This window comes from Curtobacterium sp. MCBA15_008 (genome assembly GCF_001865065.1).
In the GTDB taxonomy this organism is placed as follows: Bacteria; Actinomycetota; Actinomycetes; order Actinomycetales; family Microbacteriaceae; genus Curtobacterium.
Genome location: NZ_MJGN01000010.1, coordinates 41336 through 53551, shown reverse-complemented (window position 1 = coordinate 53551; position 12216 = coordinate 41336). Strand labels below are relative to the sequence as shown.

Genomic DNA, 12216 nt, shown 5'->3' with positions numbered 1-12216 from the left:
GTTGCGCGTCTTCGGGGTGGCGTCCGCGGGCGTGGCGCCGTTACGCGTCTGCGGGTGTGGCGTCCGCGGGGGCGGCCGCGTCGGAGGCGAGCGCCTTCCGCCGCTGCGACACCTGGACCGCGATCGCGACCGGGACCGCTGCCAGGGCGACGACCCGCAGCCACGGCCGGTCGAACACGTGCCGCGTGGCGTGGTCGAGCGACACCGGACCGGGGCCACCGAGCGCGAACATCGCAGCGGAGAACCCGAGGAAGGCCGGCAGCTCGAGGCCGCCGTCCGCGTTGAAGAACCCGTTCGGGGTGTGCACGCTCGAGGCGACCCCCATGGTCGTCGCCGCACCCGCCCCGGCGATCGGCGTGGCCAGGCCGAGGGCCAGCGCGGCGCCCGAGCCTGCCTCGCCGATACCCGCGAGGACGGCGTTCCGGCGAGCGGGACGGAAGCCCATCGCGTGCATGCCCTGTGCGGTGCCCTCGATGCCGCCGCCACCGAACGCGCCGAAGAGCTTCTGGGAGCCGTGCGAGACGAGCACGGCGCCCAGTGCGACGCGGAGCAGGGTCTTCGCGGTGACCGAAGCGGTGGTGGTTCGCGAGTTCATGTGGTCCTCCAGGTCGTCCGTGTCCGAGGCGCCCGTCGTCGGGGACGGGCACCGTGCCGCAGACGGTACGCCGTGCACCGCCGACGTGCGAGGATCGATCGGTGCAGCCCCAACACCCTCCGATCGCGGTCGTCATCGCCGCCATGAGCGAAGAGGTCGCGGCGTTCGCCGACCTGTTCGGCGGCGTCCCGGCGCTCGACGGTCCGGTGGGCGGACACGACCCGCACCACCTCCTCGACGTCGGCGGCGGAACGGTCGCGGTCCGCCGCAGCGGCATCGGCTTCACGAACGCCACGGCCGCCGTCGCGCACTGCTTCCACGACTTCGGCCAAGGGGTACCCGTCATCAACGTCGGGACGGCAGGCGGGCTCATGCACGGCATCGAGATCGGCGACGTCCTGGTCGGCGACCGGTACGTGAACCTCAACGCGGACGCGACGACGTTCGGCTACGCCCTCGGCCAGGTGCCGGGCATGCCGACGGGCTACGCGCCCGACGCGCGCCTGGTCGACCTCGCCCTCGGATCCGGCGCCGGGTACCGCCTGCGGTCCGCCACGATCGGATCGAGCGAGGTCTTCGTGACCGAGGGGCGAGCGCGGCTGCTCCGGGACGCGTTCCCCGCCGTGGCCGCGGTGGACATGGAGTCGGCGGCGATCGCGCAGTTCGCGCACGTGCACGACATGCCGTTCGTCTCCGTGCGCGCCATCAGCGACCTGTGCGCCCCGGACGGCGACGAGTTCCGCGAGCACCTGGACGGTGCCGCAGCACGCGCGGCACGGGTGGTGCAGGACCTGGTGGTCGGACTCACCCGGTGACGGACCTGCTCGACGGGTGTCGAGCAGTCAGGCCTCGTCGGCGCTGACGTCGTCGTCGGCGTCGAGCGGGACCGGACGGTCGTCGTCCGGCAGCAGCTCGTGATCGCCGTCGTCCACGACCGGCACGTCGTCCGGGTCGTGGACCACGGGCTCCGGTTCGTGGTCGGTGTCCTGTGCCTCGCGGAAGTCGGCGAGGTCGTCGTCGTCGCGTGGATCGGTCATGGCCGTGACGGTACCCAGCGCCGCGGGGTGGACGCAAGGGCTGACGGCCGTCAGCGCAGTTCGGTGAGCTCGTGGGCGATGGCGCGCTCGTCGTCGGGCGTGAGCGTCGTCTGCACGACCGTGCCGCCGAACGCGTCGAGCGCCTGCCGGAAGTCCTGGTCGCGCACGGCCGTGGCGTACGCGACCACCGCCGAGCGCCCCGGTGCAAGGACCGCGGCGACCCGTTCACGGAACCCGGCGTCGATCGTCGTGCGGTCGAGTCCGGCGAACAGCGCCCCGATCACCCCGCCCACCGCGAGCCCGAGGAACGGCATCAGGAACAGCGCACCGAGCACGGTGCCGAAGACCGCGCTCGACGCGGCGCGGACCCCGAGCTCGGCGGACCGGCCGGGGGTCTCGACGTGCAGGTGCCCGCGCTCGTCGACCCGGACGAGCGCGATCCCCCCGAGTTCCACGAGCGTGCGGTCCTGCAGGAGCTGCACCTGCTCGTAGGCGGCGAGGGCACGCGCTTCGTCGTCGAACGCGATGATGATGAGTTCGGACATGGCGCGATCGTCCCCCGTCGACGCCGAAGCCGGTTCACCCGCTCCGGGCGATGAACACCGGTCCGCGCCCGGCGACAGTGGGGCGATGAGCGACCAGGACCAGGACAGCGGTCATCGCCGGGCGGGCGGCCGTGAGCTGCTCACGGTGATCCTCCTCTCGGTGACGGCTGTGCTCACCGCATGGTGCGGCTTCGAGTCGTCGAAGTGGGGCGGCGAGATGTCGATCGCGTTCAGTCAGGCGTCGAGCGCGAGAGTGCAGGCGGCGGACGCCTCGTCGGAGGCCCGTGACGCCCGGCAGTGGGACCTGACGATCTGGGTGCAGTGGGTCCTCGCCGACGCGAAGGGCGACGATCAGCTCCGCTCCTACGTGCAGGATCGCTTCACCCCGGAGCTCCGACAGGCCTTCGCCGCGTGGGAGGCCGACGGGCGCGCCGCCACAGGACCCTTCGCCGTCCCGTCCTACGAGCCGGCGGGGACCGAGCGAGCCGAGGCCCTGTCGGAGCGCGCCGACGCCCGGTTCGACTCCGCCCTCGAGGCGAACCAGCGCGGCGACGACTACTCGCTGTTGACGGTGCTGTTCGCGCTGGTCCTCTTCCTGGCTGCCCTCTCGCAACGGGAGCTCCGCGGATGGGCTCGGACGACGCTCTTCCTCACCGCGCTCGCGGGCGCCGTCACCGGGATCGTCCTGCTCGCGATGTTCCCGATCAAGATCTGAGGACGCTGGCGCAGTCACGCCTCGGGGAACACCCGGGCCCAGTCGTCCCGCACGCTCACGACGACGACGTCCCGCGCGGCCGCCTCGCCGAGGAGCCGCTCCGCGCCCTTGTCGTAGGGCACGTCACCGCGTCCGGTGTCGTCGTCGTGGTGGATCGTCAGTCGCAGGCCGGACCGGCCGGGCCGTGCGTACTCGAGCATCTCGCGGTCGCCGTCCGAGTTCCCGACCGCGATCGCCGGCCGCTGGCCGATGCGCGACCAGATGCGCACAGGCTTCTCGGGGCCGTCGTCGAAGAACGCCAGCGCGTTGCCGTACCGGACCTCGCCGTCCACGTACTCCAGGCCGAACGCGGTGCCGACGACGCGCTCGGGCTGGATGCCGAAGGCGTCGAAGATCGTCGAGCGCATGAAGTCCCGCTCCCCCGCGGACACGACGTAGCAGGCGAAGTCGTTCCGGTGCAGGAGGTCGACGAGTTCGACCATGGGCTGGTACACGGTCTCCGGGTAGGGCACGCCGAGCGACGGGTGGGTGTTCGACGCGTAGAACTCCGCCACCATCTCGGCGTAGCGCTCGACGCTGACGCCGGCGGTGACACGGGTCACCGCGGCGAACAGCAGGCCGAGGTCGCTGTCGTCACCGGCCGTGTGGCGGTCGATCGCTCCCCCGATCCAGGCGAGGTCGCCGGCCGCCGCAGCAGCGTAGGGCTGCGTCGTGGCGAGCGACGGATCGGTCCGAGCGGCCTCGGCCCACTGCGCGACGAGCCACTGCAACTGTGTCGGGACCGGCTTCTCGGTCCACAGGGTGCCGTCGTTGTCGAACACGGCGACCCGCTTCGCCGGAGCGAGCGGGTCGGGGCCGCCGGTGACGTCGGCGACGTACTGCAGGACGGCGTCGCGGGCCAGCCCGTCGCGCCAGGAAGGGAGCTCTCTCATGCGCAGCAGCCTCGCGGCTCCGAGCCGTCGCTGCCTCATCCGCATCGGACGAGATCCGCGGCGACGCCGCCCTCCGGCCTCACCCGGCTGCGACGCGGAAGCCGATGTGGCTCATCCCGCTGTCGATCTCCTGCCCACGGCGGGCGGCCGGACGGTAGCGCCGGCAGTAGCTGTCCGCGCAGAGGAACGACCCGCCCTTGACCACTCGCCGCTCCACCGCTGCACCGGAGTCGTTCTCCGGCACGCAGCAGTCGTGCGCCGTCGCGCCGGCGTCCGTGTGCTCGACGTACCGGTCGGTGGTCCACTCCCAGACGTTCCCCGCGGTGTCGTGCAGGCCGTACCCGTTTGGCGGGAACGACCCGACCGGTGTCGTGCGCCCGTACCCCCGCTCCGCACGCCAGGGGAACGCACCGTGCCAGTAGTTGGCGCGCGGTCGGCCCGGCTGCTCCGGTTCGTCGCCCCAGGTGAACTCCGCCGCGTCGAGGCCGCCGCGCGCCGCGTACTCCCATTCCGCCTCGGTCGGCAGCCTGGTCCCGGCCCACTGTGCGTACGCGTCGGCGTCCTCGAACGCCACGTGCACGACCGGGTGGTCGGCGCGGTCCGCGATGGTCGAACCAGGGCCGAACGGGCGGCGCCAGTTCGCGCCGGGCGTCCACGCCCACCACTGGCTGAGGTGCCGGAGGTCGACCGGCCCGCTCGTCCCGGTGAACACCATCGAGCCGGCGTGGAGGTTCTCCGGCGGAGCGCCCGGGTACAGCGCGGGATCGAGGGGTCGCTCCGCCACCGTGCGGTAGCCGGTCTCGCGGACGAACGCCGCGTACTCCCGGTTCGTCACCGGTTCCGGGGCGATCGCGAAGGCGTTGACCGTGACCTGGCGAGCAGGGGCCTCCTCCGGGTAGTGGGCGTCGGACCCCATCGTGAACGTGCCGGCGGCGATCCGCACCGTGGTCGTGCGGATCGCCGTCGAGGACCGTGCCCCGTCCGGCATGCTCAGTCCCCGCCCGCGAGGAAGGACTGCAACTAGTCGACGGCCTGGTCGATGCTGAACGTCGCCGCACGCTGCCGGGGCGGGAACTCCTCGAACGTGTCGAGGAACCCGGTGACCAGGGCCGTCGCGGCGAGCAGCAGGTAGTCGTTCTCGAACAGCCAGTCGAAGTAGGTGTTCGACGTGATGTCGGCGCGTTCGAACGGGTCGGTCCGGAGGTTGTAGAGCTTCGGCACCCGGAGCGTGACGAAGGGGTCGAACCAGACCTGCAGCGTTCCGTTGATCCGCTGCTCCATGAACACCGCCTTCCAGTTGTCGAACCGGAGGGCGAGGACGTCACCGTCGTCGGAGAAGTAGACCAGTCCGGGCCGGGGCCCCTTCTCGACCGCGCCGGTCAGGTAGGGCAGGAAGTCGTACCCGTCGATGTGCACCTTGTACGTGCGGTCGCCGATCGTCTTGCCCTTCTTGAGCTCGTCGACCGTCGTGGAGTCCCCGACCGCGCTGAGGAACGTGGGGAACCAGTCGTGGTGCTGGATGATCGCGTTCGAGACCGACCCGGCTTCGATGTGCCCCGGCCACCGGATCATCTGCGGGACGCGGAACGCCCCCTCCCAGTTCGTGTTCTTCTCGCTGCGGAACGGGGTCATCCCGGCGTCGGGCCACGTGTTCATGTGCGGCCCGTTGTCCGTGGAGTAGATCACGATGGTGTCGTCCGCGATCCCGAGCTCGTCGAGTTGGTCCAGGAGCGACCCGACCACGCGGTCGTGGTCGATCATCGTGTCGTGGTAGGTCGACTGCCACCGGCCCGCCTGCCCGATGCTCTCCGGCTTCGGGTGCGTGCGGAAGTGCATGTGCGTGGTGTTCATCCAGACGAAGAACGGGGTGTCGGACTCCGCCTGCCGTCCGATGAAGTCCATCGCGGCCTCGGCGAACTCCTCGTCGATGGTCTCCATGCGCTTCTTCGTCAGCGGCCCCGTGTCCTCGACCCGCTGCTTGCCCCGGCGGCCGTAGCGGCCGTCGACCGTGTCGTCGTCCTCGTCGGTCGCCCACGAGTGGATCACCCCACGCGGACGGGCGCGGTCGTTGAACGCCGGGAACTCCTCGACGGACGGCCAGTTCGCCGACTCCGGTTCCTCCTCCGCGTTGAGGTGGTACAGGTTGCCGTAGAACTCGTCGAACCCGTGGGCCGTCGGCAGGAACTCGTTCTTGTCGCCGAGGTGGTTCTTGCCGAACTGCCCCGTGGCGTAGCCGTGTGGCTGCAGCACCTCCGCGATCGTCGGGTCCTCGGCACGCAGACCGAGGTCGGCGCCGGGCATCCCCACCTTGCTCAGCCCGGTGCGGAACACGCTCTGCCCGGTGATGAACGACGATCGGCCGGCGGTGCAGCTCTGCTCGCCGTAGGAGTCCGTGAACCGCATCCCCTCGTCCGCGATCCGGTCGATGTTCGGCGTCCGGTACCCCATCAGCCCGTCGCTGTACGCGCTCAGGTTCGTGATCCCGATGTCGTCGCCCCAGATCACCAGGATGTTCGGCTTGTCCTTGGGCATCGCTGTCCTCCTCGGTCGCGGAGCCCGCACCCGGTGCGCGTGGCCCTTCGGCGATGTTCGGCGATCACCGGTCGGCAGGGGCCACCCCGAGCGGGTGAGATCGTGCGGTGCGCTGTCGCCCGGCGCGACGACCGTGAGGAAATCCGGAGACGCAGGGAACGCCGCATCACGCGACGACTCGGACGTGCGCCCTGGCACCCGGCGTCGCCCACACCATCCCGTCGGCCGCGAACGCGAGCACATCGACCCCCGCCTCGTTCGTGAGCCTGCGGAGGTCGTCCCCGTCGCCCGCGACGACCGCGGTCGCGAGCACGTCCGCCGTGACGATGTCGTCGGCGATGACCGTCGCCTGCACGAACGTCGGCGTCGAGCGACGCCAGATGTGTTCACCGCGCTCGGCGATCCCCGAGGTCGCCACGGCACGACTGGGCGAGTCGAGGTGGACGATGCCGACGACCGTGTCGCGGCGGACCGGGTCGACGATCCCGACGCTCCACGGTTCATCATCGCGGTGTCGACCCCTGACGAGCACATCGCCTCCCGCGCTGATCATCCAGTCGGCGGAGACGTCGTCGAGGACGGCTCCGGCATCGCGGATGGCCAGGGCCTTCACGACTCCGGACAGGTCGACGACGCCGTCCGGCCGGTGGGGGGTGAAGGCGCCGCCGGTCCGTTCACGCCAGTCGAGCGCGAGCGCGTACACGTCGCGGACCGGCGCCGGGGTGTCGGACAGGCGGAGCGAGCCGGCGGCGACGCGACTCATCACCGACGCCGGGTCGTACAGGCTGTACCGGTGGTCGTAGCCGGCGAAGACGGTGCGGACCTCGTCGGCAGCCTCCGGTGTCGCTCCCCGGAGGCTGACGACGGTGCCCATCGTCTCGAAGGTCCGGGCGCTCAGAGTCCGGCCTTGTCGATCGCGGACTGGAGCGACGTGGTGTAGCCCTCGCTGGTGAAGGTCGCGCCGCTGACCGACTGGATCTGCGCGGACTGCGCTTGCAGCGCCTCCTGGCGGAGGATCGGGGCCGCCTGCTGACTGATCTGGACCGAACGACCGCCCTGGTCGGTCAGCTGGAGCGCCGTCACGTCGGTGATCTTCCCGTTCGCGACGGTGATCTGGACCTGCACCGGACCGTACTGGGTCTGGGTCGTGTCGCCGGCGAAGGTACCGGAGGTGGCGGACCCACCGGCCGAGCTCCCGCTCGTGCCGGACCCGGTGCTGCCGTCGCTGGTCCCGCTGGTCGACCCGCTCCCGCTCGTGCCGGTGCCGCTCGTTCCGGAACCCGACGTCGTGCGCTGCTGCGCCGGGGCGGTGACCGCGGGCTGCCCGCCGAGCTGCCACCCGATGACGAGGACGGCGATCGACGACAGGATGCCGCCGGTGACGACGCGTGTCCTCATGACTCGAACCGTTCCTGGTGGATCTGGTGCTCGGGCACACCGGCGAGCCGTGCTTCGCGGACGACGAGGTCGGACCATGCGCGGGGTCCGCAGACGTACAGGTCCGACTCGAGCAGCCTCGGGAACACGGATCGGAGGGTGACCCCTCGCTCGACGTCCTGCTCGGTCATCCAGCTCTCACGGGACCGCGCTCGGTGGCCGACCATCGTGTACAGCACGCTGCCGGTCGACTCGGCGAGGGCACTCGTCTCGTGCCACAGGTACTGCTGGTCGGCGTCGGTCCCGCGCAGGAGGAGGGTTGCCTCGCCCGGTCGCAGATCGGCGTCCTCGAGCAGCGAACGAACGGGGGTGATCCCGATGCCGGAGGCGACGAGCGCGAGGTACGGGGCGGTGCGGGCACGGCTGGTGAACAGGCCGTACGGACCTCCGAGGGACACGAACGCTCCGGGTGTGATGCGTCCGAGTCGTCCGGACCCTGCGCCCAGGTCGCGGACGGTGATCCGTGCACGACCGCGACCGGGGACGGCCGAGAACGACACCGGGTGCGCGTGCCACCACGTCTTCGCGGTCCAGAACCGCCACACCCCGTACTGCCCGCCCGCGGCCCCGAGCCGGTCGAGGTCACTGCCGGCGAGGTGGATCGACACCACGCCGGGTGCGATCCGCTCGACACCGACCACGCGGATCCGGTGGCGGAGGGTCACCACGATCGGCATCGCGAAGCGGTACACGGCGATCAGCCCGAGAGCGAGGACGTACAGCGCGATCCAGTACACCCGCTGCCACGTGCCCTGCGCGAGGACACTGCCGACGCTGAGCATGTGGGGCAACGCCACGCCCACCGCGGCGTAGCTGAGCAGGTGGATGACGTGCCACGCCTCGTACGGCAGCCGGCGCCGCACGGCGACCAGCGACGAGACGACCACCGCGACGAACAGCCCGAGTCCGAGGAAGGCGAGCGGCATGTCCGGCGTCGAGAACAGCGCGATCGTCTCGGCGATCGGCCCGGTGCCCGCCGAGGCGCCGTACCCGAGGGTCAGGAGCGCACCGTGCGCGACGAGGAGGTACAGCACCGGCTTGCCGAGTGAACGGTGGACCGCGATGGCGTTGTCCTGGCCGAACGTCCGGTCGACGAGCGGCACGCGCGCGGCGAGCACGAGCATCACGAGGACGAGGTCGGTCGCGACGAGCCCCGCAACGATGCCGGCGTCGGTCAGCCACCCGCCGATCCCCACGACGGTGTGCGAGCCGGGCGCGGCGAGCCAGAGCGTCACGGCGACGGCTGCGGAGACCCAGGCGAGGATCCCGAGCAGGTCGGTCGTTGCGCTGCGACGGCGGCCGGCTCGGCGACGGCGCCTGGCCGCGTCGGCGAGGGACTCGGCCGGTGGGACAGGACTGCGCGGGCGCCCGTCACCGGAGGGTGTCGGCAGCGGGCGGGTGGGGCGAGCGGTGTCGATCATCGTCTCGTTCCTCTCCAGCAGGTGATCGGGTGACTCACAGCATCAGGAGTCGGCCTGTGGACGGACCCGGAACGACGCATGCTGTTCGTTCGAGATCTCGAGTGATCGGAGCGATCTCGAGTGATCGGAGCGAGCGCGTGTCGACGTCAGCGCGCGGGCATGCTGACCGTCGCGACGGCACCGCCGCTCGACGCGTTGGAGAGGTCCGCCACACCACCCGCGCGTTCGGCGATGCCGCGGACGAGGGCGAGTCCGAGGCCGCTGCCGCCCAGGACGGCGCGTCGGGCGCTGTCGGCACGGGTGAAGCGGTCGAAGGCCTGCGGGAGGAAGTCGTCCGGCACGCCGGGACCGTCGTCGACGACGCGCAGGTCGAGTCGGCCGTCGGAGGACTGCCGCAGCGTGACCCGGATGACGCCGCCGTCCTCCCCCGCGGCGATCGCGTTCGCGACCAGGTTGTCGACGACCCGCGCGAACGCCGCGGGCTCGAGCCCGTAGTGCTCGTCCGGAGTTGTCAGGTCGACGGCGAAGTCGATGTCGCGCGCACCGACGTGCGAAACGGCCCGGGCACGGTCGATCGAGCCCATGAGTTCCGTGACGAGCGCCGCTGCCGACGTCGAGGGAACGGCCCCCGCCTCGTCCAGCCGACTCAGTTCGAGCAGGGTGTTCGCCAGTGCGACCAGCCGCGCGGCGTCGCTCTCGGCAGCGCGCAGCTCGCGTTCGAGTGCCCCGGCGTCGCCCGACGAGCGGTGGGCGAGTTCGAGCCGAGCGGTCAGGGCAGCGAGCGGGGTCCGCAGTTCGTGACTGGCGTCCGAGATCATCCGCCGCTCGCGCTCGGCGTTCTCGCGTTGCCGGTCGATGAACGTGTTGAGCGTCCGGGCGAGTGCGGCGAGCTCGTCGTCGGACGGCCCCACGGGCAGGTGGCCCGCGCCGTTCCCGGCGCTGAGGTGCTCGGCGATCCGGCGCATCCGCCCGACTGGACGGAGAGCGAGGGTCGACAACAGCCAGGCGGTCGCTGCGAAGGCGAGCAGCGCCAGGACCGTGCCGACGACCAGGGACCGGTCGACCCGGGCCACCGTCTCCTGTCCGGCTCGTCCGTCGTGCGCAGCCCAGACGACGAACGACCCGACGTCGTTCTCGACCGGTTCTGCGACGACCGTCAGGACGCGGTGGCCGGTGTGCAGCCGCAGCGAGACGCCGTGGTCGGGGACCGAGGACGGCAGCACGGCGCGGACGTCACGGGGCAAGGAGTCGACGACCCAGTCGCCAGAGGCCGACCGGATCCCGATGAGGACGTCCTCGGCGGGCCGGTCGGGCGGTTCGTCGGGGTTGTGCCGGAGGTCGGAGACGAACGGCGCCGCGTCGCCGACCGCGAGGGACTCGTCGGTCGCGAGCGTCGCTCGTTCGATCTGGACGTGCAGCACGACTGCGACCCCGGAGAGCACGACGGCGCCGACGAGCAGGCTCCCGAGGGTGATCCGGGCACGGATCGACAGGCGACGCAGGAACCTCATGTCGTCGGGGCGACCTCGAGCGCGTACCCGACACCGCGCACGGTGCGGATCGCGACGTCGGCGTCCGAGGCCTGCAGCTTCTTGCGCACGTAGCTGACGTACTGGTCGACGATGGTCGGGTCGAAGTGCTCGGCACTCCCCCAGACCTCCTCGAGCACCTCGGTTCGGGTACGCGCGTCGGGCGCCCCTTGCATGAGGAACCGCAGGAGCGAGAACTCCTTGACGCTCAACGGCAGGTCCCGTCCGCGCACCGACGCGCGCACGGTCACGGTGTCGAGCCGCACCGCACCGGCTTCCACGACGGTCGTCCCACCGGCGGCACGACGTCGCAGGTGCGCCCGGATCCGCGCGTTGAGTTCGGCGATCGCGAACGGTTTGGTCAGGTAGTCGTCGGCCCCTGAGTCCAACCCGAACACCCGGTCGTCGACGGCGTCACGTGCGGTGACCAGGATCACCGGGAAGTCGGACCCCGTCTCACGGAGCCGTCGACAGACCTCGAAGCCGGTCATCTCGGGCAGCATGACGTCGATCGCCGCGGCGTCGAACGACTGCGAACGAGCCTGGACGAGTGCGGCGATGCCGTCCGTGACGACCGTGACCGCGTGCCCCTCGCCGGTCAGACCGCGCTCGACGAGGGCACCCATCTCCGGATCGTCCTCGACCACCAGGATGTTCGCCACCTCAGACCACCCCGCTCGTGCCGAGCAGGGACCCGATGAGGAAGGTGGCCGCGAGGGCCAGGGCTCCGCCGACGACCACGCGGGCGGTGGCACGCGGCACCGAACCCCCACCGATCCGGGCCCCCGTCGCCCCGGTCAGGGCGAGTGCGACGAGCACGACGACGAAGGTCACGGGGATCCGGACCGCTTCGGGCGAGAGCAGGATCGCGAGCAGCGGCAGGACCGCACCGAGCGAGAACGCGGCCGCCGACGCGAAGGCGGCGTGCCACGGGCTCACCACCCCGTCCTCGTCGATCCCGAGTTCGGTGCTCAGGTGCGCGGCGAGTGCATCGCGCTCGGTCAGTTCGGACGCCACACGTTCGGCCGTGGACCGTCGGAGACCGCGGCCCTGCCACAGCTGGGTGAGCTCCTCGAGCTCGGCGACGGGGTCGTCCGCCAGTTCGCGGCGTTCCTTCTCGATGAGTGACTGCTGGCTGTCCTTCTGACTGCTCACGGACACGTACTCCCCGAGTGCCATCGACACGGCACCGCCGACGAGCGCCGCGATGCCGGCCGTCGCGATCGCCGGGACCGAGGACGATGCGCCGGCGACGCCCACGACGATCGACGCGGTCGACACGATTCCGTCGTTCGCACCGAGGACTCCGGCGCGGAGCCAGTTCAAGCGTGCCGCGAGGTCACCGGTGTGTGCTTCGCCCGCGTGCGGCTCCGAGGTGCTCATGGTCTCAGCGAACCATGCCCGGGTCGGCCTGTTCGTGTGAGGTCTCGAACGATGCGGGTCGACGGAACTCACCGGCGGGCGCGGACCGGC

14 protein-coding genes are annotated in these 12216 nt (G+C 71.4%); 2 read left to right on the top strand and 12 right to left on the bottom strand.

All coding sequences use genetic code 11. The features are described 5' to 3' along the window. Window positions 1-40 precede the first annotated feature (40 nt). Complete coding sequence (locus BIU96_RS04585) at window positions 41-595, bottom strand: DoxX family protein (protein WP_071291544.1); 555 nt, start codon at window positions 593-595, stop codon at window positions 41-43. A 101-nt stretch (window positions 596-696) separates the two neighbouring features. Between BIU96_RS04585 and mtnN the strand changes: the two genes are divergently transcribed. Further along, window positions 697-1410, top strand: coding sequence for a 5'-methylthioadenosine/S-adenosylhomocysteine nucleosidase (gene mtnN, locus BIU96_RS04580; RefSeq protein ID WP_083402660.1), 714 nt, complete (start codon window positions 697-699; stop codon window positions 1408-1410). Between the two features lie 27 nt (window positions 1411-1437). On the opposite strand, the gene BIU96_RS04575 is transcribed toward mtnN, so the two are convergent. Then, a complete protein-coding gene (locus tag BIU96_RS04575; RefSeq protein WP_071291435.1) occupies window positions 1438-1632 on the bottom strand; it encodes a hypothetical protein in 195 nt (64 codons plus the stop codon). 50 nt (window positions 1633-1682) lie between these two features. Further along, the gene (locus BIU96_RS04570) at window positions 1683-2177 is read right to left on the bottom strand and encodes a DUF1269 domain-containing protein (protein ID WP_071291434.1); all 495 of its coding nucleotides are present in this window, start codon (window positions 2175-2177) and stop codon (window positions 1683-1685) included. An 85-nt stretch (window positions 2178-2262) separates the two neighbouring features. Here BIU96_RS04570 and BIU96_RS04565 point away from each other — a divergent pair, with 85 nt between their 5' ends. After that, a complete protein-coding gene (locus tag BIU96_RS04565; protein WP_071291433.1) occupies window positions 2263-2892 on the top strand; it encodes a hypothetical protein in 630 nt (209 codons plus the stop codon). A gap of 14 nt (window positions 2893-2906) precedes the next feature. Here the strand turns inward: BIU96_RS04565 and BIU96_RS04560 are convergent, their stop codons facing one another. The 9 genes from BIU96_RS04560 to BIU96_RS04520 all read right to left on the bottom strand — a co-directional run bounded on the left by BIU96_RS04560 (window position 2907) and on the right by BIU96_RS04520 (window position 12126). Next, entirely contained in the window at window positions 2907-3824 is a 918-nt protein-coding gene (locus tag BIU96_RS04560) for an HAD family phosphatase (RefSeq protein ID WP_071291432.1), read from the bottom strand. A gap of 79 nt (window positions 3825-3903) precedes the next feature. Continuing rightward, window positions 3904-4812, bottom strand: a complete 909-nt coding sequence (locus BIU96_RS04555) for a formylglycine-generating enzyme family protein (RefSeq protein ID WP_071291431.1) — start codon at window positions 4810-4812, stop codon at window positions 3904-3906. 32 nt (window positions 4813-4844) lie between these two features. Continuing rightward, window positions 4845-6356, bottom strand: coding sequence for an arylsulfatase (locus BIU96_RS04550; RefSeq protein WP_071291430.1), 1512 nt, complete (start codon window positions 6354-6356; stop codon window positions 4845-4847). A 166-nt stretch (window positions 6357-6522) separates the two neighbouring features. Further along, window positions 6523-7230: an FAD:protein FMN transferase gene (locus BIU96_RS04545; protein WP_071291429.1), complete on the bottom strand. Its 708-nt coding sequence runs from the start codon at window positions 7228-7230 to the stop codon at window positions 6523-6525. 20 nt (window positions 7231-7250) lie between these two features. Beyond that, entirely contained in the window at window positions 7251-7754 is a 504-nt protein-coding gene (locus tag BIU96_RS04540; protein WP_071291428.1) for an FMN-binding protein, read from the bottom strand. After that, a complete protein-coding gene (locus BIU96_RS04535; RefSeq protein WP_071291427.1) occupies window positions 7751-9214 on the bottom strand; it encodes a ferric reductase-like transmembrane domain-containing protein in 1464 nt (487 codons plus the stop codon). Before BIU96_RS04535 ends, BIU96_RS04540 begins: the two co-directional genes overlap by 4 nt. A gap of 146 nt (window positions 9215-9360) precedes the next feature. Beyond that, window positions 9361-10725, bottom strand: a complete 1365-nt coding sequence (locus BIU96_RS04530; RefSeq protein WP_071291426.1) for a HAMP domain-containing sensor histidine kinase — start codon at window positions 10723-10725, stop codon at window positions 9361-9363. After that, window positions 10722-11405 carry a response regulator transcription factor gene (locus BIU96_RS04525; protein WP_083402659.1) on the bottom strand — a complete coding sequence of 228 codons (684 nt, stop codon included), beginning with the start codon at window positions 11403-11405 and terminating at the stop codon, window positions 10722-10724. Before BIU96_RS04525 ends, BIU96_RS04530 begins: the two co-directional genes overlap by 4 nt. 1 nt (window position 11406) lies before the next feature. Then, window positions 11407-12126, bottom strand: coding sequence for a VIT family protein (locus tag BIU96_RS04520; RefSeq protein WP_071291425.1), 720 nt, complete (start codon window positions 12124-12126; stop codon window positions 11407-11409). Window positions 12127-12216 lie beyond the last annotated feature (90 nt).